Genomic DNA, 21,791 nt, shown 5'->3' on the forward strand with positions numbered 1-21,791 from the left:
CCCCCCCCCCCCCCCCCCCCCCCCCCCCCCCCCCCCCCCCCCCCCCCCCCCCCCCCCCCCCCCCCCCCCCCCCCCCCCCCCCCCCCCCCCCCCCCGCCCGGAAAGTAGGCTCCCGCCTGATGACGACCGCTCCGCAGGGCCGGGCCCGCCGGTGACCGGACCCCGGCCCGCAGAGCCCGCGGACGACGTCACCGCCGGCGCGACCGCCGCTCCGGCCGGCACCGCCTCCTCCTCCGGCTGGACGCGGCCCCGGCGCCGGGCCGCGTGGCTGCTCGCGGTGCTCGCCGTCGCGCTCGCCGTCGCCCTGCCGCTGGCACCGGTCTCGGTCGACACCCCCGAGGTCCAGTGGCCGCTGGACCCGGCCGATCCGCAGCCCACGACGGCGCTGTTCATGCCGTACCGCCCGATCGACGTCACGGTCACGGCCCCCTGCGCCACCGTCCGCGCGCTCGCGGCCGGGCAGCAGGACGGCGACGACGCCGCCGTCCTCGTCGCGACCGCGCTGCCGAGCTCGACGCGAGGCAACGAACGGTCGCTGTCGATCGGCGTCGACGGCGACACGGTCCGCATCGTCTCCTCGGGCGCGCTGCTCTGGGAGGGCCCCGTACCCGCGCAGGACGACTGCGAGCTCGTCGTGCGGGCCGACCAGGAGGGCACGCGGGCCTCGCTCGAGGCCCCGGGCCGGGAGGCACAGGTCCTGGCGGACGACCCCGGCGCCAAGGTCCCCGAGATCACCGCGTTCACCACCGACGTCACGGCGGGCACCGGGCCGTCCCCCACCGTCGTCGCCCACCCCGACGCCCGCTTCCAGACCTCGCCGACGGCCGCCAAGCTCGTCCTCATCGCGCTGCACGTGCTCGCGGTGCTCGCCTGCCTGTGGCTGCTGTGGCGCGCCGGCCCACCGGCCGGGCGTCGCCGCGACCGGACGGACGGGGCCGCCGGCCCGGGGCCGGCGCGGGCCGACCTGGCGTACGAGCGGGTGCCGTGGGGGCGCGCGATGGGCCTCCTCGCCGACGTCGGGGTGGTCGTCACCCTGGTGGCGTGGACCGTGATCGGGTTCCTCAACACCGACGACTACTACTACAGCCTCGAGGCGCGCACGCTCGACAACGCCGGATTCGTCGGCAACCAGTTCCGGTTCTTCAACGTGCCGGAGGTGCCCTTCGTCCTGCTCCAGACCCTGCTCGCACCGCTGACCGAGCTGTCCACCCAGCCGGTCGTGCTGCGGCTGCCCTCCCTGGCCGCGGGCCTGCTCGTGTGGTGGCTGCTCACCCGCCAGCTCCTCCCCCTGCTGGTGGAGCGTCCCCACCCGGCACTGCGGCTCGTGGCCGGGGTCGCGCTGCTGGCCTGGTGGCTGCCGTGGAACATCGGCGTCCGGCCGGAGTTCCTGGTCACCCTGGCCTGGACGCTCACCGTCACGCTGGCCCTGCAGGCCATCCGCCTGCAGCGGGCATGGCTGATCGGCCTGGCCGCCGCGATCGCCGGTACGGCGGTCACGGTCACCGCGTCCGGTCTCGCCTGCGTGGCCACGCTGCTCATCCTGCTGCCGCGGCTGTGGCCGACGCTGCGCCGGTCGGCGCTGGGCGCGTGGGCGTCGCTCGCCCTGGTGGTGGCGTGCGCCAGCGTGCCCGCGACCGTGGTGTTCTCCGACGCGACCCTGGCCACCGCGGTGACCGCCCTGCGGGTGCACCAGGAGGTCGGCCCGGCCGAGTCCTGGGACATGGAGATCATGCGGTACTGGTACCTGACCCTGGGTCCGGACGAGAACATGCGGACCTTCGCCAAGCAGCTGGTCGTGATCCTCACCGTCGTGGTGGTCATCGCCGTCTCCATCAGCCTGCTGCGCATGACCCGCGCCCGGGGCGGCCGCGTCAGCTGGCTGGTGCCCGCCCTCGGTTTCCTGATCACCGTCGTCGCCCTGGTGCCCTCCCCCACGAAGTGGACCCACCACTTCGGCGCACTCGCCGCGCCGGGCGCGCTGGCGCTGACCGTCGCCGTGGCACTGCTCGTACGACGCCGCCCGGACAGGTGGGCCTCCGCCGGGATCCTCGGCGCGGTGGCCTTCACCGCGGCGCTGGCCTTCCACGCCGGCAACCAGCAGGTCGAGAGCTCCGCCTACGGGGTCACCCCGGTGCTGCCCAACGCCCTGGGGAACCCCTTCCTCTGGCTGGCCGCCGGACTGCTGGTGGCGGCCGCGGCCTGGTGGGTGCGCCGCCGCGCCGGGTCGACGCACCAGCCGTGGCCGGAGGCGGCCGTCGGCACACTGGTCGCGGCGCTGGTGATGTCCGTGCTCATCCAGACGGCGAGCGCAGGCTTGGCCACCTGGCGGTACCGGGACTCCTTCGCCCTGGCCGCGAGCGCGGTCGACGTGCTCACCGGGGAGGACGACTGCGGCTTCGCCGACCACGCCGTCGCGCTGACCGACCCCGCGGTCCTGCGTGCGGCGCCCGGTGCGGACGACGGGCGTGAGGGGGCCACGGACGACGCCTTCCCCGGCGTAGGGAGCGCGGTGGGCGCCCTGGCCCCCGACGACGTGCGCCGGTGGTCGACCTGGACAGAGGAGCCCCCGGTCGGGGCCACGACGATCACCACGCCCTGGCTGGAGATCGGCGACCTGACCGAGCGCGACGTCCTCGCCGTCTCGGTGACCGGGAACCTCGACTCCGGCACGGAGGTGACCGTGCAGTACGGGACGGAGGGCGCCGGCGAGGAGCCCACCGTGCTGCAGGAGGTCCCGGTGGAGTTCCGCGAGGAGGACGAGCCCGACGGCTCCTGGGAGCAGGAGCGGCTCGGCTCCACCACCCACCTCCCCGCCGGGGCGACGCTGGTCCGCGTCGAGGCGATCGACCGCAACTTCACCGGGAGCGGCTGGCTCGGCGTCACCGACCCCTACCGGGTCGACGGCCGGATCCTCCGCGAGCTGTTCGAGGGCGACGACGTCGTGCTCGACTGGCCGGTGGGGTTCACCCTGCCCTGCGTCGAACCGCCGCGCATCGCCGACGGTCTCGTCCCTCCGGTCGAGTGGATCATGCTCAGCGAGAAGTACGCCGACGCGCCGGAGCTGCTGGTGATCGACGAGCGCGGCGGCAGCTACTCGACCCTGAGGGAGGTCGCCGACACGACCACCTACCCCGGCTTCTCCCCCGGCGTCGGCCCGGAGTACACCGAGTGGGGCCGGCTCGTCCGGTACGACCGGGAGCTGCCCGCCGACGCCTACCGGCTGGTCGAGGACGAGCGCGTCATCCCCGGCTGGGGCTGGTGGCCCGGCGCGGGCGACGGCCCGGTCCCCGAGGGCGACCAGCCCGACTGACCACCTGCTCGTCGCCCTCGCAGCCTGCCCTCGCCCGGGCCCGGTCGCGGCTCGTGGCCGGTCGTGACCAACGACTCATCACCTCAACCCTCACGTGAGGGACGAGTTCGGGCAGACTGTCCCTGACACCAGCGCCACCGCCCGAGCGCACCGATGCTGCCGAGTCGGCGATCCCGACGCCCTGCATCGCGACCCCGGGGCGGACGCGCTCCCGGGTGCGGCGTCGCACCCGCCCTTCACCGCATCGCCCCGGCGACTCCCGCCCGCGCCGCGACGGCGCATCGAACGAGACGGATCCATGTCTTCACTCCAGAGCACCACCCCCCGGCCGCGCGTGCACCGACCGTCCTGGCTGTCCCCGTCGGTCGCCCGCACCGAGGTCCTCGCCGGCCTCGTGGTCGCCCTCGCGCTGATCCCCGAGGCGATCAGCTTCTCCATCCTCGCCGGGGTCGACCCGCAGGTCGGCTTGTTCTCCTCGTTCGTCATGGCCGTGGTCATCTCGTTCACCGGCGGCCGCCCGGCCATGATCACCGCCGCCACCGGCGCGATCGCCCTCGTGGTCGCCCCGCTGGCACTGGAGTACGGCGTCCAGTACCTGTTCGCCGCGGTGATCCTCGGCGGCGTCTTCCAGATCCTGCTGGCCGCTGCCGGCGTGGCCCGGCTCATGCGCTTCATCCCGCGCAGCGTGATGGTCGGCTTCGTCAACGCGCTGGCGATCCTGATCTTCACCGCGCAGCTACCGCAGCTGACCGACGTCCCGTGGCTGGTCTACCCGCTGGTCGCGGCCGGCCTGGCGATCATCTTCCTGCTGCCCCGGCTCACCTCGGCCGTCCCCGCGCCGCTGGTCGCGATCATCGTGCTCACGACCCTCGTGGTGACCGTCGGCTGGGACATCCCCGACGTCGGCGGCGAGGGCGAGCTGCCGGACAGCCTGCCGTTCTTCCTCCTGCCCGACGTCCCCTTCACCGTCGAGACGCTGAGCATCATCGCGCCCTTCGCGCTGGGCGTGGCCTTCGTCGGGCTGATGGAGTCGCTGATGACGGCCAAGCTCGTCGACGACATCACCGACACCCACTCGGACAAGACCCGCGAGTCCTGGGGCCAGGGCGTGGCCAACATGGCGTCGGGCTTCTTCGGCGGCATGGGCGGCTGCGCGATGATCGGTCAGACGATGATCAACGTGAAGGCGTCGGGCGCCCGCACCCGGCTGTCGACCTTCCTCGCCGGCGCGTTCCTGCTCGTCCTCGTCGTCGCGCTGGGCGACATCGTCGCGATCATCCCGATGGCAGCCCTGGTGGCGGTGATGATCTTCGTGTCCATCGCGACCTTCGACTGGCACAGCCTGCGGACCATCCACCGCATGCCCAAGAGCGAGACGACCGTGATGCTCTCGACCGTCGCCGTCACGCTGCTCACCCACAACCTGGCCATCGGCGTCGGCGTCGGCGTGCTCGTGGCCTGCGTGCTGTTCGCCCAGCGCATCGCCCACCTCGTCGACGTGGAGCGGGTGGTGGAGGGCGACACGGCGCGCTATGCAGTGGACGGCGCGCTGTTCTTCGCCTCCAGCAACGACCTGTACACGCAGTTCGAGTACGCCGAGGACCCGCAGAACGTCGTCATCGACCTGTCGCGGGCGCACGTCTGGGATGCGTCCACCGTCGCCGCGCTCGACGCGATCACGCACAAGTACGCGACCCGCGGCAAGGACGTCGAGATCGTGGGGCTGCAGGGTCACTCGGCGGACCGGTTCGACCGGCACACCGGTCAGCTGGCGGGTGGGCACTGATGGCCGCACCGGCGCTCGGCGACGGCCGTGCCGACAGCCGCCGCGGCAGGGCCGACGAGCGGGTGACCGGCAGCCCTCGCGGCGAGCTGATGCAGATCGGCCAGGTCGCCGAACGCACCGGTCTGAGCCTGCGGACCATCCGCTTCTACGAGGAGAACGGCCTGGTGATCCCGACCGCCCGGTCCGAGGGTGGCTTCCGGCTGTACAGCGAGAACGACGTCTCCCGCCTCGAGGTCATCAAGCGCATGAAGCCGCTCGGCTTCACGCTCGAGGAGATGCAGGAGCTGCTGAGCCTGCTGGCCGACCTCGACTCCGGCGAGGGCGACCGGGGGCAGCTCCTCGACAGGCTCCGGATGTTCCACGAGGCGGCCACCGCCCGGGTCACCGCACTGAAGGAGCAGCTCGCCGTGGCGGAGGGATTCGCCGAGACGCTGGCCGGGCACCTGCGCAACCAGGGCTGAGCGAGGCCTGCCCGGGGACGCTGCGCTGCCGGTGCGCCGAGGCGCGGGCCCGACGGCCTACCGCAGGAGGCTGCGTGCGATCACCATGCGCTGCACCTGGTTCGTGCCCTCGTAGATCTGGGTGATCTTGGCGTCGCGCATCATGCGCTCGACCGGGAAGTCCTGGGTGTAGCCGGCCCCGCCGAACAGCTGGACGGCGTCGGTGGTCACCTGCATGGCGACGTCGGAGGCGAACGCCTTGGCCGAGGCCGAGACGCGGGTGACGTCGGGCCGGCCCGCCTCGCCGGCGGCGGCCGCGACGTAGACGAGGTGCCGGGCGGCCTCGATCTTCATCTCCATGTCGGCGAGCATGAACTGCACGCCCTGGAAGCTGCCGATGCTGGTGCCGAACTGCCTGCGCTCCTTGACGTAGGCCACCGCCGCGTCGAGCGCGCCCTGCGCGACGCCCACGGCCTGCGCGCCGATCGTCGGGCGGGTGAAGTCCAGCGTCCGCAGCGCGGTCTTGAAGCCCGTGCCGGGCGCGCCGATGATCCGGTCGGCCGGGATGGTGCAGTCGGTGAAGTAGAGCTCGCAGGTGGGCGAGCCCTTGATCCCCATCTTGCGTTCCTTGGGGCCGACGGCGAAGCCGGGGTCGTCGCGGTGGACGGCGAAGGCGGAGATGCCGTTGGCACCCTTCTCCGGGTCGGTGACCGCCATGACCGTGTACCACTCGGAGATGCCGGCGTTGGTGATCCAGGCCTTGGTGCCGTTCAGCACCCAGGTGTCGCCCTCGAGCCGCGCCCGGGTCTTCATGGCGGCCGCGTCCGAGCCGGCCTCGCGCTCGGAGAGGCCGTAGCTGATCATCGCCTCGCCGGAGGCGACCGACGGCAGGACCTTCCGCTTCACCTCGTCCGACGCGGACAGGATGATCGGCATCGAGCCGAGCTTGTTCACCGCCGGGATGAGCGAGGCGCTGACGTCCACCCGCGCCACCTCCTCGATCACGATGCAGGTCGCGATCGCGTCGGCACCCTCGCCGCCGTACTCCTCGGGGACGTGCGTGGCGTGGAAGCCGGCCGCGGTGAGCGCCTTCTGCGCCTCGGCCGGGAAGCGCGCGTCGGCGTCCACCTCGGCGGCGAAGGGCGCGATCTCGCGCTCGGCGATGTCGCGCACCGCCTCGCGGATCGCGTCGTGTTCCTCGGTCAGCGCGTAGAGCCCGGCGGCGTTGTTACCCACGAGTAGATCGTAGGACGCCCGACTATCGCTCGGAAGCGAGCCGCTCCTGGAGGGTGAGGTCCCGGGCGACGACGGACTCGGCCAGATCGGCCTGGAAGCGGGACACCGCGGCCAGCAGCTCCGCGTCGCCGGCGGCGAGGATGCGGACGGCGAGCAGGCCCGCGTTGCGCCCGCCGCCGATGCTCACCGTCGCCACGGGCACCCCCGCCGGCATCTGCACGATCGACAGCAGGCTGTCCAGCCCGTCGAGCCGGTCCAGCGGCCGGGGGACGCCGATGACGGGCAGCGGTGTCGCGGCGGCGACCATGCCGGGCAGGTGGGCCGCTCCCCCGGCGCCGGCGATGACGACCCGGAGGCCCCGGCCGGCCGCGGCCTCCGCGTAGTCCAGCATCCGGCGCGGCGTCCGGTGCGCGGAGAGGACGTGCGCCTCGTAGGGGACGCCGAACTCCTCCAGCGCCCGGGCGGCGGGTTCCATCACCGGCCAGTCCGAGTCGCTGCCCATCACGATGCCGACGACCGGGTCGCTCATGCCCTGCTCCTCAGTGCTCGGGGTCGTGCGCGAAGGCGAAAGCCGGGTCGACGACGCCGTCGGCGAGGTACCGGGCGGCCGCCACCGCGCGGGCACGGACCTCGGTGACGTCGTCGCCGAGGGCGGTGAGGTGGCCGAGCTTGCGGCCGGGCCGCTGCGTCTTGCCGTACCAGTGCAGTTTCACGTCGGGCCAGTGCGCCATCAGGTGGTGGATGCGCTCGTCCAGGCCGGGACCGGTCCAGTCCGGCGACGACGCCGCGCCACCCAGCACGTTGGCCATCACCGCGACGGGGGCGGTCATGGCCGTGGATCCCAGCGGGTAGTCGAGGACGGCGCGCAGGTGCTGCTCGAACTGGCTGGTGCGCGCACCCTCGATGGTCCAGTGACCGGAGTTGTGCGGCCGCATGGCCAACTCGTTGACCAGCACGCCGTCCGCGGTCTCGAACAGCTCGACGGCTAGCATCCCGACCACGCCGAGGCGGTCGGCGATGCGCACGGCCAGTTCCTGGGCCGCCGTCGCCAGCTCCTCGGACAGTCCGGGCGCGGGGGCCAGCACCTCGGCGCAGACGCCGTCACGCTGCACCGTCTCGACCACCGGCCAGACCGCGACCTGGCCGAACGGCGAGCGGGCCACCTGTGCGGAGAGCTCGCGGCGCATCGGCACCTTCTGCTCGGCCAGCAGCGGCCCGTGCCGCTCGACCAGCTCGGCGGCCGCCGCGGCGTCCTCCACCACGAAGACGCCCTTGCCGTCGTAGCCCCCGCGCGGGGTCTTGAGGATCACCGGCCAGCCGTGCCGGGCGGCGAAGGCGGCCACGTCGTCGGCGCCGGTGACCCGGGCCCACGGCGGCTGGGGCTCACCCGCGTCGGCCAGCGCCGCACGCAGCACCAGCTTGTCCTGGGCGTGCACGAGGGCCGCCGGGCCCGGGGCCACGCGGTGGCCGGCCAGCTCCAGGGCCCGCAGGTGCTCGGTGGGCACGTGCTCGTGGTCGAAGGTGAGCACGGTGGCGCCGTCGACGAGTTCCCGCAGGGCATCCAGGTCGCGGTGGTCACCGATCCGCACGTCCGCCGTCACCAGCGCGGCGGACTCCTCGGGCCCGGCGGAGAGCACCCGCAGCGACTGGCCCAGGGCGATCGCGGCCTGGTGCGTCATGCGGGCGAGCTGCCCGCCGCCGACCATCGCCACGACGGGCAGACCCGTGACGGCGGAGAGGGGCGAAGGACCTGACATGGCGCGACGAGCCTAGCGGGCCGCGAACCGGGACCCTGATGCCTAGAATCGGCCGGGTGCCTTCCCCCCGCGGTCGATCCGCCCTGATCGGGAAACGGGCGCGCCGTCGGCTCAAGGAGCTCAGCGCCTTCGGGATCGTCGGCGGAATCGCCTTCGTGGTGGACATCGGCCTGTTCCAGCTGCTGTACGGACACCTCGACGTCGGCGCCGTCACGTCCAAGACGCTGGCCACGCTGGTCTCGATGTGCGTGGCGTTCCTGGGGCACCGGAACTGGGCCTTCGCGCACCGGGACAAGACCACCATCCGCCGCTCGTTCGCCCTGTTCGCGCTCATCAACGCGGGCACCCTGGTGCTGGGCGCGGCCATCATCTGGTTCGTGCGGTACCCGCTGGACCAGGAGAGCCTGCTGATCATCCAGGCGGCCAACATCGCCTCGATCGGGCTCAACAGCGTGCTGCGCTACCTGGCCTACCGGCGCTGGGTCTTCCCCGCGGTCATCCCTCCGGCCGCCGTCGCGGTCACGGACCCGCGGCCGGACACCTCGCTCGCCGGCGACCCGCCGCCTCCGGCATCGGCCGACGGCGGCGGCGCGGTCCCGGCGGTGACCCGCGGGTCCGTCTGACCTCCGTCGCCCCCGAGCCCGGACACCCCGCTCAGCCCGCGAGCCGGGAGCCGTTCCGGCCGGGGACGACCTCCAGGCGGCTGGTGATGCGCGTCCGCAGCTCCTCCACGTGGCTGATGACGCCGACGGTCCGCCCGCCCCGGCGCAGCTCGTCGAGCACGTTCATCACCGCGTCGAGCGCCTGCGGGTCGAGCGTCCCGAACCCCTCGTCGACGAAGAGGCTGTCGATCTGCACGCCGCCGCTCTCCGCGGTGACCACGTCGGCGAGACCGAGCGCGAGCGCGAGCGACGCCATGAAGCTCTCCCCGCCGGACAGCGTCTTGGTGGGCCGCCGGGTGCCGGTGTACTCGTCGAGCACCTCCAGTCCGAGGCCGCCGCGGGCGCCGTGGCGGCCCTGGGCGTCGCTGTGCAGGAACGTGTAGCGGCCGCCGGACATGTCCTGGAGCCGGCGGCTGGCGACCTCGGAGACCTGCTCGAGGCGCGCGGCCAGCACGAAGGACTGCAGGCGCATCTTCAGCCGGTTGGCGCCGCGGCCGGTGGCGAGGTCGGCGAGCGCCGTGACCCGCTCGGTCAGGGCGCGCTGCTCGTCGAGCTCGACCGCGACCGCGGTGAGCTCACCGGCGAGCTCGTCGAGCCGGGTGACCCGGCGGTTCGCGTGCTGCTGCACGGCCACGGCGGACTCCCGGTCGGCCGTCGCCGACCGGCAGGCAGCGGCCAGGCCCTCGATGTCGGGACGGTCGCCGAGATCGGCCAGCTGCGGCTCGGCCAGGACGCCGGCGACGACGGCGCGTGCCCGGTCGTGCTCCTCGACCTGCCGGCTCAGCTCGGCGGCGCGGCCCGGCGGGAGCAGGGCCTGCGCGGCCGCGCCGGGATCGGCGAACCCGGCCGCCTCCACGCGGGCGAGCGCGACCGCCAGCGCCGCGTGCTCCGCCAGCCGGGCCCGTGCCTCGGCGGCGGCGGCCTCCACCTGCGCCTCGCAGCGTTCGGCCTCGGCGGTGAGCCGGGCGATGCGCGCGGGCAGGTCGGCGTCCTCGCCGCGGGCCGCCGACAGCTGCCCGGTCACCTCGGCCAGCGCCGTGTCCAGTGCGGCGACGGCGGCCTCCTGACGGCCGGCCTCCTCCCGGTCGGCCGCGAGCGCGGCGGCCTCCGCCTCCCGCTGCGCGCGCGACCGGTCGAGGGCCCCGCGGGCGGTCTCCAGCCCGGCGGCCAGGGCCTGCGCCGCCTCCTGTTCCGCGACCAGCCCGGCGAGGCCGGTCTCCTGGTCCGGCAGCGGCTCGGTGCCGGCCTGCGCCCTGGTGGCGGCCAGCTCGCGCTCGGTGGCCGTGCAGGCCTCGCGGGCATCGGTCCAGCGCGTCTCGGCCTGCTCGGCCGCGAGGCGGGCGGCGTCCTCCTCGGCGCGGGTGACGAGCGGCCCTCCGGGCTGGGCGGGCGCGGGGTGGTCGAGGGATCCGCACACCCCGCAGGCGGACCCCGGGGAGAGCGCGGCGGCGAGTTCCGCGGCCATGCCGTCGAGCCGCTGCGTGCGCAGGTCGTTCCAGCGCTCGCGGGCGTCCAGCCAGGCCGCGCGCGCGGCGTCGGCCGCCGCGCGCTCTCCGGTCAGCGCCGTCTCCAGCGCGACCGCGCGGCGGGCCGCCGCGAGCGCCGTCCGCCGGTGCTCCACGGCGGCGGCCAGGCCGGGCAGCCGGGCGGCGGCCGACGCGGCGGCGTCCACCGCCTCCTCCTGCTGCACGATGCGTGCCGGCCACCCGGCCATCGCCCGTTCGGCGGCGGCGCACCGGGCAGCGAGCTCCGCCACCGAACGCCGGGCCGCCGCCAGCTCGCCGTCCAGCCGGGCGGCGCGCGCCACCTCCGGCAGCAGCGCCCGCAGGGCGGCTGCCTCGTCGCGGAGCGCCCGGGCCAGCAGCGCGTCCGGCTCCCGGCCGGCGCCGACCTCCGCCCAGGCGTCACGGGCGGCGGCGAGCGCGGCCGTGGCCCGCTCGGCCTCGAGTCCGGCGCGGCCCGCGGCCTCGAGGACGTCGCGGACCGGCTCGGCGCGGCGGGCGGCGTCCACCTGGGCGCGCAGCGGCTCGAGCTCGGGCGCCGCCGCATCGAGCCGGGCGAGCTCTGCTCGGGCGCGGTCCCGGCGGGCGTGGCACTCCTCCTGCGCCCGCGCCTCGGTGAGCGCCGCCTCCTGCGCACGCGCCCGTTCGCCCGCTGCCTCGGCGGCGGTCTCGGCCAGCGCCGCCGCGTCCGCGGCCTGCGCCCGGATGCGGCGCACCCAGGAGGTGACCGGCGATCCCGGGGCGGCGCCCACCAGCTCGGGGGCGAACTCCTCGGGGACGGTGACGTCGGCGGCCTGGGCCACGAGCGAGACCAGCGTGCCCGTGCGCGCGCGGATCCGGTCCAGCTCCTCGCGGGCCGCGGTCCGCTCCGCCGCGAGCCAGTCCTCGACGCGGGCGAAGCGGCCGACGTCGAACAGCGTGCGGAGCAACCGCCCCCGGTCCTCGGGCTCGGCGCGCAGGAACCGGGCGAAGTCGCCCTGCGGGAGGAGGACCACCTGGCAGAACTGCTCGGCCGAGAGGCCCAGCCGCGCCCGGAGGTACTCCGACCCCTCGTCGATGCGCGTGCTGACCGGTTCCCACGCATCGCCGGACCAGCGTTGCAGGGTGAGGCGGGCCTGCTCGGTCGTCCACCCCTCGCCGCGGCGTTTGGGGCGCTGCTGCTCGGGGCGGCGGGTCACCCGCAGCCGCTCGCCACCGAGGGTCAGCTCGAGCTCGACCTCGGTGCGCACGTCGTCCGCGGCGTGGTCGCTGCGCAGCCGCTTCTCCTCGCCGCGGGCACCCGGCACGGTGCCGTAGAGGGCGAAGACCACGGCGTCGAGCAGCGTGGTCTTCCCCGCGCCGGTCGGCCCCCAGAGGAGGAACAGGCCGTCGCGGCCGACGTCGTCCAGGTCGACGTCGACGCGGGTGGCGAAGGGGCCGAAAGCGGTCAGGGCGAGCTGGTGGACCCTCACGCGGCGTCCTCGCCGGCCGCGGCGGTCAGGGCGCGGGCGAGGAGCTCCCGCTCGGCGTCGGTGGCACCGGCGCCGCGGACGTGGTCGACGAACTGCTCGGCCACCTCCAGGTCGCTGCGCCCGCGCAGTCGGTCCTGGTAGCTGAGGCCGTCGGCCGACACCCCCGCACCGGTCCACTCCAGGTGCACGCAGTACGGGAAGCGCTCGCGCAGCTGCCGCATCGGATCGGTCGGCCGGACCGGGTCGGTGAGGCGCGCGGAGACGAAGTGCTCCTCCGCCGCGGCGTGCTCCGGCGCGGCCAGCAGGTCGGCGAGCGAGCCGGTGAGCACGCTGAGCCGGCGGGGCGCCGGCAACGGCACCGCGGTGATCTCCCCGAGGCCCGTGGCGCCGAGCTCGACCAGCCAGGCCTGCTTCTGCTGCCCGGCCTCGCCGAAGGAGTACGCCAGCGGGGAGCCGCTGTAGCGCAGCCGTGGGCTGAGGGTCTGCGGCCGGTGCAGGTGCCCCAGGGCCACGTAGTCCACGCCGTCGAACACGCCGGCGGGCACCAGGTCCACGCCGCCGACGCAGATGTCGCGCTCGCTCTCGGTCGGGACTCCCCCGCCCACGAACGCATGCGCGAGCACCACCGACCGGACGCCGGGACGGAGGAACAGGTCGGCGCGGATGCGGTCCATCGCCGCGGTCAGCACGCCCTCGTCGCCGCGGACCGCCGGCTCGCCCCGGCCGGCGAGGCCCAGTTCGTGGCGGGCCACCTCCGGCTCCAGGTAGGGGATGCCGTAGACGGCGACCTCGCCGTGCTCGTCGGCCAGCAGCACCGGCTCGTCGAGGGCCGGCGTCGCGGCGCGGACGTGGAGCCCGGCCGCGGAGAGCAGCCCGGAGAAGGTGCCCAGCCGACGGGCCGAGTCGTGGTTGCCGGGGGTGAGGACCACCTGCGCACCGGCCGCGAGCAGCCGGGCGACCACCCGGTCGAGCACCGCGGTCGCGTCGGCGGAGGGGACCGCCCGGTCGTAGATGTCGCCGGCCACGACCACCAGGTCGACCGCCTCGGCGGTGACCACCGCGGCCAGCCCGCCGAGCACGGCGTCCTGCTCGGCGAGCAGGTCGGTGCCGTGCAACGTCCGGCCGATGTGCCAGTCGGAGGTGTGCAGCAGCCGCATGGCCGGAACGTAAGCGGGGGGTACGACAGAACCGCCCAGGCGCGCCGTGACGGAACCGTCACAACGCGCTGCGCCCGGGTCAGAGCACCGTGGTCGGCCGGCCGCCGTGGCCGTCGTGCGCGCCGTGCCAGTCGCCGTCCCAGTCGTCCTCGCCGGTGTCCCGGATGTAGCCCAGGTCCCGGATGTCGCTGGAGTCGCGGACGTAGCCGGAGTCGCGGATGTAGCCCGCGCTCTCCTGCGCCCGGCGGTCGGCGTCCTCCTCGATCATGTGGTTGAGCAGCTGCTGGACGCCGTCGCTGTCCGGGATCCGGTGCAGCACCGTCGCGCCGCCGTCGCCGGCCGTCTCGATGGTCACCGTGCCGGAGCTGATCAGCCGCTCCCACAGCGTCTGCGTGTACGAGACGTCGGTGATCCGGCCCAGGCCCAGGTCGCGGCCGCGGCGGGCGAGGATGCCCTCGCGGAACAGCAGCCGGTGCGTGGTGACGACGTAGTGCGTCGTCCGCCAGCGCGCCAGCGGCACGACGACGGTGACCAGCAGCAGGAGGACGGCGACCGCGAGGAGCATGAGGCGGTAGATGCCCTGCTGCCGCCCGTCGGGGATCATCGCCGCCCCGAAGGACGTGGCGCCCACGATGAGCAGGAAGCGCACGACCGGCCAGAACACGGTCACCCAGTGCGGGTGCAGGTGCCGGACGACCTCTTCGTCCTCGGTGAGCAGCTTGTCCGGGTAGGGCATCGACCCAGGATGACGGAGCCACCCACGGAAGCGGCGCTACCGATCGCGGTGTCGCGCCGAGTGAGGCCCGGAGGGGTCCCGCAGGGGTGAGGGGACACGCTCCGCCCCACCGGTGGACGGCTCTTGGCCGCGGTGCGATCCGGAGGATCGCGGTGTCACGGCTCCTGGCCGCGGTGCGGTCCGGAGGACCGCGATGTCACCGCGGTGTCGGCCGGAGGCCGACGTCGTCATCGCGTCCGGACGTGCTGCACGTCGCCGCTGGCCAGCTCCACGGTGCCGGCCGGGGTGCGCACCACCAGCCGCCCGTCCCAGTCGACCGCCTCCGCGACGCCGTCCAGGACCGACCCGTCGGGCATCTGCACCCGGACCGCCGAACCGACCGTCGACGACCAGCGCAGGTAGTCCGTCGCCAGCCCGGAGGCCACCGGGTCGCCGAGGTGCTCGACCCAGCGCAGGTAGCGCCGCTCCAGCGCGCGCAGGAACGCCAGCAGCACCGGTCCGCGGTCGACCGTGCCGCCGGTGACCTCGGCCAGCGACGTCCCGGTGTCCGGCAGCTCGGCCGCGGTGGTGGAGACGTTCAGGCCGGTCCCGACGACGACGGCCTTGCCCGAGCTCTCCGCCAGGATGCCGGCCAGCTTGCGACCGTCGCGGGCCAGCAGGTCGTTGGGCCACTTCACCGAGGCGAGCACACCGGTCGACTCCCCCACCGCCTCGGCCAGCGCCACGCCGGTCAGCAGCGGCAGCCAGCCGCGCCGCGCGGCGGGGACGTCGGGGCGCAGGAGCACCGAGACGGTGAGGCCGGCCCGGGGCGGGGAGGTCCAGACGCGGTCCAGACGACCGCGCCCGGCGACCTGGTGCTCCGCGACGAGCACCGCACCCTCGGGGGCGTCGCGCCCGGCGGCCGCGATCAGGTCGGCGTTGGTCGAGCCGGCTTCCGGGACCACCTCGAGCGTCCGCCAGAGCGCGCTGTCGCGGACGAGCGCGGCCTGCAGCGCGGCGCCGTCGAGCGGCGGACGGCCGAGATCCGACCATCGGGGTGAGGAGTCGTCGGGCACTCCCCTACGCTACGTAACCCGTGGCCGGGCGTGTGCGGTCGCCGGATGTGCACGTCGTCCCGCCCCTGCGGCCGACGTGCGTCAGCGAGGAGGAAACGTGAGCGCGGCTGAACTCGAGAACGCCGGGGAGCAGATCCCCGAGGACATCGACATCCACACCACCGCCGGCAAGCTGGCCGACTTCGAGCGGCGCGCCCAGGAGGCGCAGCACGCCGGGTCCGAGCGCGCGGTCGAGAAGCAGCACGCGGCCGGCAAGATGACCGCCCGCGAGCGCATCGAGGCGCTGCTGGACCCGGGTTCGTTCACCGAGTTCGACGAGTTCGCCCGCCACCGGTCCACCAACTTCGGCATGGACGCCAAGCGCCCCTTCGGCGACGGCGTCGTCACCGGCTACGGCACCGTCGACGGCCGGCCGGTCGCGATCTTCTCCCAGGACGTCACCGTCTTCGGCGGCAGCCTCGGTGAGGTCTACGGCGAGAAGATCGTCAAGGTCCAGGACTTCGCCATCAAGAACGGCTGCCCCGTCGTCGGCATCAACGAGGGCGGCGGCGCGCGCATCCAGGAGGGCGTGGTCTCCCTCGGCCTCTACGGCGAGATCTTCCAGCGCAACGTGCACGCCTCCGGCGTCATCCCGCAGATCTCGCTGGTGATGGGCCCGGCCGCCGGTGGGCACGTCTACTCCCCCGCGCTCACCGACTTCATCGTGATGGTCGACAAGACCAGCCAGATGTTCATCACCGGCCCCGACGTCGTGAAGACCGTGACCGGCGAGGACGTCTCGCTGGAGGAGCTGGGCGGCGCGCGGACGCACAACACCAAGTCCGGTGTCGCGCACTACCTGGCCGAGGACGAGGCCGACGCGCTCGACTACGTCAAGGCGCTGCTGTCCTACCTGCCGAGCAACAACCTCGACCCGCTGCCCGCACTGGACGTGCCCCCGGTCGAGACGGTCCTGCCGGACGCGCTGACCGACGAGGACCTCGAGCTCGACACCTTCATCCCCGACTCGGCGAACACGCCCTACGACATGCACACCGTCATCGAGCACGTGCTCGACGACGGCGAGTTCCTCGAGGTGCAGCCGCTGTTCGCCCCGAACCTGCTCATCGGCTTCGGCCGGGTCGAGGGGCGCCCGGTCGGCGTCGTGGCCAACCAGCCCACCCAGTTCGCCGGCACGCTCGACATCGACGCCAGCGAGAAGGCCGCCCGCTTCGTGCGCACCTGCGACGCCTTCAACATCCCGGTGCTGACCTTCGTCGACGTCCCCGGCTTCCTCCCGGGCACCTCGCAGGAGTGGGAGGGCATCATCCGGCGCGGCGCCAAGCTGATCTACGCCTACGCCGAGGCCACCGTCCCGCTGGTCACCGTCATCACCCGCAAGGCCTACGGCGGCGCCTACGACGTGATGGGCTCCAAGCACCTGGGGGCCGACGTGAACCTGGCCTGGCCGTCGGCGCAGATCGCCGTCGTCGGCGCGCAGGGTGCGGTCGGGATCCTGTACCGCAAGGAGCTCGCCCAGGCCGAGGACCCCGACACCCGTCGCGCCGAGCTGATCGCGGAGTACGAGGACACCCTCGCCAACCCCTACATCGCCGCCGACCGCGGGTACGTGGACGCGGTCATCCCGCCCTCGCACACCCGGGTGCAGGTGACCAAGGCGCTGCGCGTGCTGGCCAACAAGCGCCAGAACCTGCCGCCCAAGAAGCACGGGAACATCCCGCTGTGAGCGAGGGGGCCGAGCAGACCGCGCCAGCGACTCCCCTCCTGCGCGTCGTCAAGGGAGAACCGTCCACCGAGGAGCTCGCGGCGCTCACCGTCGTCGTGGCCGCCCTCTCGCAGCGCCGCGAACGCCGCCGGCCCACACCGGTGGGCGCCTGGGCGTCGTACGGGCGCAGCCACCGCGCCACCCTGCGGACCGGCCCGGGCGGCTGGCGCGCGGCCGGGGGCCCGGCGTGACCGTGGACCGCAGGCTCGTGCTCGCCTCGGCGTCCCCGGCCCGCCTCTCGCTGCTGCGCCAGGCCGGGCTGGCGCCCGAGGTCGTGGTGAGCGACGTCGACGAGTCGGCCTACTCCGCTCCGCGGGTGGCCGAACAGGTCGCGCTGCTCGCGGCGACCAAGGCCGCCGCCGTGGCCAAGCGGGAGACCGACGCGCTGGTGATCGGCGCGGATTCGCTACTCGAGTTCGGCGGCAAACCCATGGGCAAGCCGGTCGACGCCGCCGACGCCCGCGACCGCTGGCGCCGGATGGCCGGCCGCTCCGGCGTGCTGCACACCGGCCAGGCCCTGTTCGACGTGAAGGACGGCGGCATCGCCAGCCGGGACATCGCCGTCGCCTCGACCGTCGTGTACTTCGCCGAGCCGACCCAGCCCGAGATCGAGGCCTACCTCGCCACCGGCGAACCGCTGGCGGTGGCCGGCGCGTTCACCCTCGACGGTCTCGGGGCACCGTTCGTGCGCCGGGTCGAGGGCGACCCGGCGGCGGTCGTCGGCCTGTCCCTCACGGTGCTGCGGACGCAGCTCGGCAAGCGCGGTCTGGCCATCACCGACCTCTGGCGACGCTGACGTCACATCCGACACGGAACCGACCGGTTCCTGTGCGACAGTGGCTCCCCTAACCGGGGGGTCTCCGCATGTCCAAGCGCTGGATGCGCATGCTCGTCACCGCGTCCGTGGGGCTCGCGCTCCTGCTGCCGGGCGGCGGGATCGCGCGGGCCGATTCCTGGCAGGACCGGGTGTCGGCGGGCAGCAAGGCCGCCGCTGCGCGCGGGACGACGATCGAGATCGCGATGCTCGACCGGGTCACGGGCGTGTACCGCGACAACGGCCGCGCCGCGCACACCCGGATCGAGTCGGCGTCGGTGATGAAGGTGTTCATCGCCGAGCACCTGCTGCACCGGCGCGACCTCGGCCAGATCCGGTTCTCCGGCAAGGACTACGCCGACATGGCGCGGATGCTGCGGCACTCCGACAACGCGCCGGCCAACCGGTTCTGGGGCAGGTTCGGCGGGAACGCCATCGTCCGCGACGTCATCGCCCGCTACGGACTGACCGAGACCCGGGTGACCTCGAACGTCCGCTACTGGGGCAACACCCTGATCACCGCACACGACATGGTGGTCTTCTACCGGCGCATGACGGACGGCTCGGCGGGCCTGTCCCCGCGGTCCCGCGACTGGATCGTCCAGCAGATGCGCCGCTCCACCGCCCAGGGCGACGGCGGGCGGCAGTTCTTCGGGCTGCACGACGGCCTCCCCCGCGAGCAGGTCATCGCCCAGAAGCAGGGCTGGATGTGCTGCGTCAACGGCAGCATCTACCGCCACTCCACCGGCTTCGCCGGCCCGGACAGCCGCTTCATCGTCGTCGTGCTCACCCGCGAGCCCTCCACGCGGGGCGGCGGCCACATCGAGGGGTCGATCAGCGCCGCCGTGCGTGCGATGTTCCCCGAGGGCGTGGTCTCGCGCGTCCAGGGGCGCATCGCCGACCTGTGGCGCTGGATGGGCGGTGCGTCCGGCCGGCTGGGATCCCCGACCAGCGACGAGATCCGGCTGCCCGGCGGCGCCCTGAACCGCTTCCAGGGCGGCTCCGTCTACTGGTCGCCCGCCACGGGCCCCCGTGCGGTGTGGGGCGAGATCCTCAAGGCCTACGGCGCCCATCGCTGGGAGACCGGCCGGCTGGGCTACCCCACGAGCAACGAGATCCGGCTGCGCGGCGGTGCAGTGAGCCGCTTCCAGGGCGGCTACATCTACTGGTCACCCGGGACGGGCGCGCACTCGGTCACCGGCGGCATCCTCGAGGCCTACCGCGCCCAGCGCGCGGAGAACGGCCGGCTGCGCTACCCCACCAGCGACGAGGTCGCGCTCCCCGACGGCGGAGCTCTCAGCCGCTTCCAGGGCGGTTCCATCTACTGGTCACCCCGAACCGGGGGGCACTGGGTGGTCGGCTCGATACTCACGGCCTACCGGGCCCACGGGGAGCAGGCCGGCGCGCTCGGCTACCCCCGCACCGACGAGATCGGCCTGCCGGGCGGGGCCGTCACCCACTTCGAGGGCGGGTCGGTGTTCTGGTCGCCGGGCCGGGGCGCGCACGCGCTGACCGGCGAGCTGCACGCCCGCTACCAGGCCCAGGACTACCAACGCGGGCCGCTCGGCTATCCCGTCAGCGACGCCTACCCGGTCGCCGGTGGCACGCGCATGGACTTCCAGGGCGGCAGCCTGACGGTGCCGGACGCGGAGCCCGCTCCGTGAGGTCCCCGGGCCCGGTCGTCGCGGCGGCGCTGCTGCTCCTGGGCGCCGCCGGGTGCACGGACGACGGTGCGGAGACCGGCGCGGGGGCCGGCGCGGACGCCGCCGGGTCGCCGTCGTCGAACTCCCCGTCGTCGTCGACCCCGCCGGCCCCGACGTCCCCGTCCGCTCCCGCGGCGGGTCCGGGAGACCTCGCCGGGACGGCGGAGGCCGAGGCCCTGGGGTCGCTCCCCGCCGGCCCGGCCAGCGGCACGGCGGTGCTGGTCTACTCCGGGCTCGGGGAGCTGCGGGCCCCCTTCACCGGGCAGTGCTCCTCCGAGGGGTCGACCACCCGCATCGAGGGCTCGGCCGACACCGCCCGCATCGTCCTCACCGTCACCCCCGGCGGCGCGCGGATCGCCCTGGACGACGACGGCCTCACGGCGACCTCCGACCTGGCCACCGGCCGCTACGAGGTCGCGGGCTCCCACCTCTCGCTGTCGGCCGACATGAGCCAGGACGGCCAGCCCGCGGGGTCGGCGGAGCTCGAGATCGACTGCGGCGGCTGACCGGCCCGCTCCCCGGCGTCTCCCGGACGGGCCACCCTGTCGCGCCGAGCTCGGGGAGCCTGGCTAATCTCCGTGCGGTCGACTGAGAAGGAGAGCCCCGGTGCAGAAGGTCCTGATCGCCAACCGCGGTGAGATCGCCGTGCGAGTGGCGCGAGCGTGCAAGGACGCCGGTCTCACCAGCGTGGCCGTGTACGCCGAGCCGGACCGGGACGCGCTGCACGTGCGCGTCGCGGACGAGGCGTTCGCGCTGGGCGGCACCACCCCCGGCGACTCCTACCTGGTGATCGACAAGATCCTGGACGCCGCCAAGCAGTCCGGCGCCGACGCGATCCACCCCGGCTACGGGTTCCTCTCGGAGAACGCCGACTTCGCCCAGGCCGTGATCGACGCCGGGCTCACCTGGATCGGCCCGTCGCCGCAGGCGATCATCGATCTCGGTGACAAGGTCGCCGCCCGTCACATCGCGATGAAGGCCGGCGCGCCGCTGGTGCCCGGCACCAAGGACCCGGTCGGCGGCGCCGACGAGGTCGTCGCGTTCGCGAAGGAACACGGCCTCCCCGTCGCCATCAAGGCCGCGTTCGGCGGTGGTGGTCGTGGCCTCAAGGTCGCCCGCACCATCGAGGAGATCCCCGAGCTGTTCGACTCCGCCGTCCGCGAGGCCGTCTCGGCCTTCGGCCGGGGCGAGTGCTTCGTCGAGCGGTTCCTCGACAAGCCGCGGCACGTCGAGGCCCAGGTGCTGGCCGACACGCACGGCAACGTGATCGTCGTCGGCACCCGCGACTGCTCGCTGCAGCGGCGCAACCAGAAGCTGGTCGAGGAGGCCCCGGCGCCGTTCCTCACCGACGACCAGCGGGCCCGGATCCACGAGTCGGCCAAGGCCATCTGCAAGGGGGCCGGGTACCACGGCGCCGGCACCGTCGAGTACCTGGTCGGTGTGGACGGCTCGATCTCCTTCCTCGAGGTCAACACCCGCCTGCAGGTCGAGCACCCGGTCTCGGAGGAGACCAGTGGCCTGGACCTGGTGCGCCAGCAGTTCCGCATCGCCGAGGGCCTGCCGCTGGAGATCACCGAGGACCCGACGCCCCGCGGCCACAGCATCGAGTTCCGGATCAACGCCGAGGACGCCGGCCGCAACTTCATGCCCGCCCCGGGCCCGGTGGAGCGGCTGGAGATCCCGCAGGGGCCCGGCGTCCGCTGGGACTCCGGCGTCGAGACCGGCGGCGAGGTCGCCGGCGCGTTCGACTCGATGCTCGCCAAGCTGATCGTCACCGGCGCCACCCGCGAGGAGGCCCTGCAGCGGGCCCGCCGCGCGCTGGACGAGCTGGTCGTCGAGGGCATGCCCACGGTCATCCCGTTCCACCGCGCCGTGGTCCGCGACGAGGCGTTCACCAGCGAGCCGTTCACCGTGCACACGCGCTGGATCGAGACCGAGTGGGACAACCAGGTCCCGCCCTACGCCGCCGCGCCGGGTGAGCCCGACGAGCAGGCCCCGCGCCAGACCGTCGTCGTCGAGGTCGGCGGCCGCCGGCTCGAGGTGTCGCTGCCCGCCGGCCTGGCCGCCGGTGGCGGCGGCGCGGCCTCCGGCGCCCCCGCCAAGCCGCGCAAGCGCGGCGGCGGCGGTGGTGGTTCGGGCGCCTCCGGCGACTCCCTCGCCTCGCCCATGCAGGGCACGATCGTCAAGGTGGCGGTGGAGGACGGCGCCACCGTCGCGGCCGGCGACCTGGTGGTCGTCCTCGAGGCGATGAAGATGGAGCAGCCGATCACCGCGCACAAGGCCGGCACCGTCACCGGCCTGTCGGCCGAGGTGGGCGCCTCGGTGACCAGCGGTGCGGTCATCTGCACCATCGCCGACGCCGAGTAGTCCCCGAGCGCACCGGAGGCCGGACCCGCTGAGCGGGTCCGGCCTCCGTC

General features: G+C 74.3%; 17 protein-coding genes. 10 read left to right on the forward strand and 7 right to left on the reverse strand.

The features are described from left to right. Positions 1–151: 151 nt before the first annotated feature. The 3 genes from ACI793_RS16025 to ACI793_RS16035 all read left to right on the forward strand — a co-directional run bounded on the left by ACI793_RS16025 (position 152) and on the right by ACI793_RS16035 (position 5,557). Positions 152–3,310 carry an arabinosyltransferase domain-containing protein gene (locus ACI793_RS16025; RefSeq protein ID WP_456607364.1) on the forward strand — a complete coding sequence of 1,053 codons (3,159 nt, stop codon included), beginning with the start codon at positions 152–154 and terminating at the stop codon, positions 3,308–3,310. A gap of 298 nt (positions 3,311–3,608) precedes the next feature. After that, positions 3,609–5,096 (forward strand): SulP family inorganic anion transporter, encoded by a 1,488-nt coding sequence (locus tag ACI793_RS16030; RefSeq protein ID WP_456607365.1) that lies wholly within the window; start codon positions 3,609–3,611, stop codon positions 5,094–5,096. Then, positions 5,096–5,557, forward strand: coding sequence for a MerR family transcriptional regulator (locus tag ACI793_RS16035; protein WP_456607366.1), 462 nt, complete (start codon positions 5,096–5,098; stop codon positions 5,555–5,557). Before ACI793_RS16030 ends, ACI793_RS16035 begins: the two co-directional genes overlap by 1 nt. Before the next feature lie 57 nt (positions 5,558–5,614). Here ACI793_RS16035 and ACI793_RS16040 read toward each other — a convergent pair whose 3' ends face one another. Genes ACI793_RS16040 through ACI793_RS16050 form a run of 3 tightly spaced genes read right to left on the reverse strand, consistent with a single transcriptional unit; the run spans position 5,615 to position 8,529 of the window. Next, positions 5,615–6,772: an acyl-CoA dehydrogenase family protein gene (locus ACI793_RS16040; RefSeq protein ID WP_456607367.1), complete on the reverse strand. Its 1,158-nt coding sequence runs from the start codon at positions 6,770–6,772 to the stop codon at positions 5,615–5,617. Between the two features lie 22 nt (positions 6,773–6,794). Beyond that, entirely contained in the window at positions 6,795–7,301 is a 507-nt protein-coding gene (gene purE, locus ACI793_RS16045; RefSeq protein WP_456607368.1) for a 5-(carboxyamino)imidazole ribonucleotide mutase, read from the reverse strand. A gap of 10 nt (positions 7,302–7,311) precedes the next feature. Further along, positions 7,312–8,529, reverse strand: a complete 1,218-nt coding sequence (locus ACI793_RS16050) for a 5-(carboxyamino)imidazole ribonucleotide synthase (RefSeq protein WP_456607369.1) — start codon at positions 8,527–8,529, stop codon at positions 7,312–7,314. 56 nt (positions 8,530–8,585) lie between these two features. Here ACI793_RS16050 and ACI793_RS16055 point away from each other — a divergent pair, with 56 nt between their 5' ends. After that, positions 8,586–9,152 carry a GtrA family protein gene (locus ACI793_RS16055; RefSeq protein ID WP_456607370.1) on the forward strand — a complete coding sequence of 189 codons (567 nt, stop codon included), beginning with the start codon at positions 8,586–8,588 and terminating at the stop codon, positions 9,150–9,152. Positions 9,153–9,183: 31 nt separating this feature from the next. Here ACI793_RS16055 and ACI793_RS16060 read toward each other — a convergent pair whose 3' ends face one another. The 4 genes from ACI793_RS16060 to ACI793_RS16075 form a co-directional block, all read right to left on the reverse strand. Beyond that, positions 9,184–12,144 (reverse strand): AAA family ATPase, encoded by a 2,961-nt coding sequence (locus tag ACI793_RS16060; RefSeq protein ID WP_456607371.1) that lies wholly within the window; start codon positions 12,142–12,144, stop codon positions 9,184–9,186. Further along, a complete protein-coding gene (locus ACI793_RS16065; protein ID WP_456607372.1) occupies positions 12,141–13,301 on the reverse strand; it encodes an exonuclease SbcCD subunit D in 1,161 nt (386 codons plus the stop codon). Before ACI793_RS16065 ends, ACI793_RS16060 begins: the two co-directional genes overlap by 4 nt. A 79-nt stretch (positions 13,302–13,380) precedes the next feature. Further along, on the reverse strand, positions 13,381–14,037 hold the full coding sequence (locus ACI793_RS16070) for a PH domain-containing protein (protein WP_456607373.1): 657 nt from the start codon (positions 14,035–14,037) through the stop codon (positions 13,381–13,383). A gap of 227 nt (positions 14,038–14,264) precedes the next feature. Then, positions 14,265–15,092 carry a biotin--[acetyl-CoA-carboxylase] ligase gene (locus ACI793_RS16075; protein ID WP_456607374.1) on the reverse strand — a complete coding sequence of 276 codons (828 nt, stop codon included), beginning with the start codon at positions 15,090–15,092 and terminating at the stop codon, positions 14,265–14,267. Between the two features lie 97 nt (positions 15,093–15,189). Here ACI793_RS16075 and ACI793_RS16080 point away from each other — a divergent pair, with 97 nt between their 5' ends. The 6 genes from ACI793_RS16080 to ACI793_RS16105 all read left to right on the forward strand — a co-directional run bounded on the left by ACI793_RS16080 (position 15,190) and on the right by ACI793_RS16105 (position 21,741). After that, on the forward strand, positions 15,190–16,818 hold the full coding sequence (locus ACI793_RS16080; RefSeq protein ID WP_456607375.1) for an acyl-CoA carboxylase subunit beta: 1,629 nt from the start codon (positions 15,190–15,192) through the stop codon (positions 16,816–16,818). Continuing rightward, positions 16,815–17,048 (forward strand): acyl-CoA carboxylase subunit epsilon, encoded by a 234-nt coding sequence (locus ACI793_RS16085; protein WP_456607376.1) that lies wholly within the window; start codon positions 16,815–16,817, stop codon positions 17,046–17,048. Before ACI793_RS16080 ends, ACI793_RS16085 begins: the two co-directional genes overlap by 4 nt. Then, positions 17,045–17,653 (forward strand): Maf family protein, encoded by a 609-nt coding sequence (locus tag ACI793_RS16090; RefSeq protein WP_456607377.1) that lies wholly within the window; start codon positions 17,045–17,047, stop codon positions 17,651–17,653. The genes ACI793_RS16085 and ACI793_RS16090 overlap by 4 nt, the downstream gene beginning before the upstream one ends. 68 nt (positions 17,654–17,721) lie before the next feature. Further along, positions 17,722–19,335: a serine hydrolase gene (locus tag ACI793_RS16095; RefSeq protein ID WP_456607378.1), complete on the forward strand. Its 1,614-nt coding sequence runs from the start codon at positions 17,722–17,724 to the stop codon at positions 19,333–19,335. Beyond that, positions 19,332–19,880 (forward strand): hypothetical protein, encoded by a 549-nt coding sequence (locus ACI793_RS16100; RefSeq protein ID WP_456607379.1) that lies wholly within the window; start codon positions 19,332–19,334, stop codon positions 19,878–19,880. The genes ACI793_RS16095 and ACI793_RS16100 overlap by 4 nt, the downstream gene beginning before the upstream one ends. A gap of 100 nt (positions 19,881–19,980) precedes the next feature. After that, positions 19,981–21,741, forward strand: coding sequence for an acetyl/propionyl/methylcrotonyl-CoA carboxylase subunit alpha (locus ACI793_RS16105; RefSeq protein WP_456607380.1), 1,761 nt, complete (start codon positions 19,981–19,983; stop codon positions 21,739–21,741). Positions 21,742–21,791 lie beyond the last annotated feature (50 nt).

Source organism: Blastococcus sp. SYSU DS0617, assembly GCF_054051075.1.

Excerpts from the sequence above, each read along its gene's own strand:
- ACI793_RS16030 (WP_456607365.1), top strand. The coding sequence starts at position 3,609 with ATGTCTTCACTCCAGAGCACCACCCCCCGGCCGCGCGTGCACCGACCG.
- ACI793_RS16095 (WP_456607378.1), top strand. The coding sequence starts at position 17,722 with ATGTCCAAGCGCTGGATGCGCATGCTCGTCACCGCGTCCGTGGGGCTC.
- ACI793_RS16065 (WP_456607372.1), bottom strand. The coding sequence starts at position 13,301 with ATGCGGCTGCTGCACACCTCCGACTGGCACATCGGCCGGACGTTGCAC.
- ACI793_RS16050 (WP_456607369.1), bottom strand. The coding sequence starts at position 8,529 with ATGTCAGGTCCTTCGCCCCTCTCCGCCGTCACGGGTCTGCCCGTCGTG.
- ACI793_RS16070 (WP_456607373.1), bottom strand. The coding sequence starts at position 14,037 with ATGCCCTACCCGGACAAGCTGCTCACCGAGGACGAAGAGGTCGTCCGG.
- purE (WP_456607368.1), bottom strand. The coding sequence starts at position 7,301 with ATGAGCGACCCGGTCGTCGGCATCGTGATGGGCAGCGACTCGGACTGG.
- ACI793_RS16035 (WP_456607366.1), top strand. The coding sequence starts at position 5,096 with ATGGCCGCACCGGCGCTCGGCGACGGCCGTGCCGACAGCCGCCGCGGC.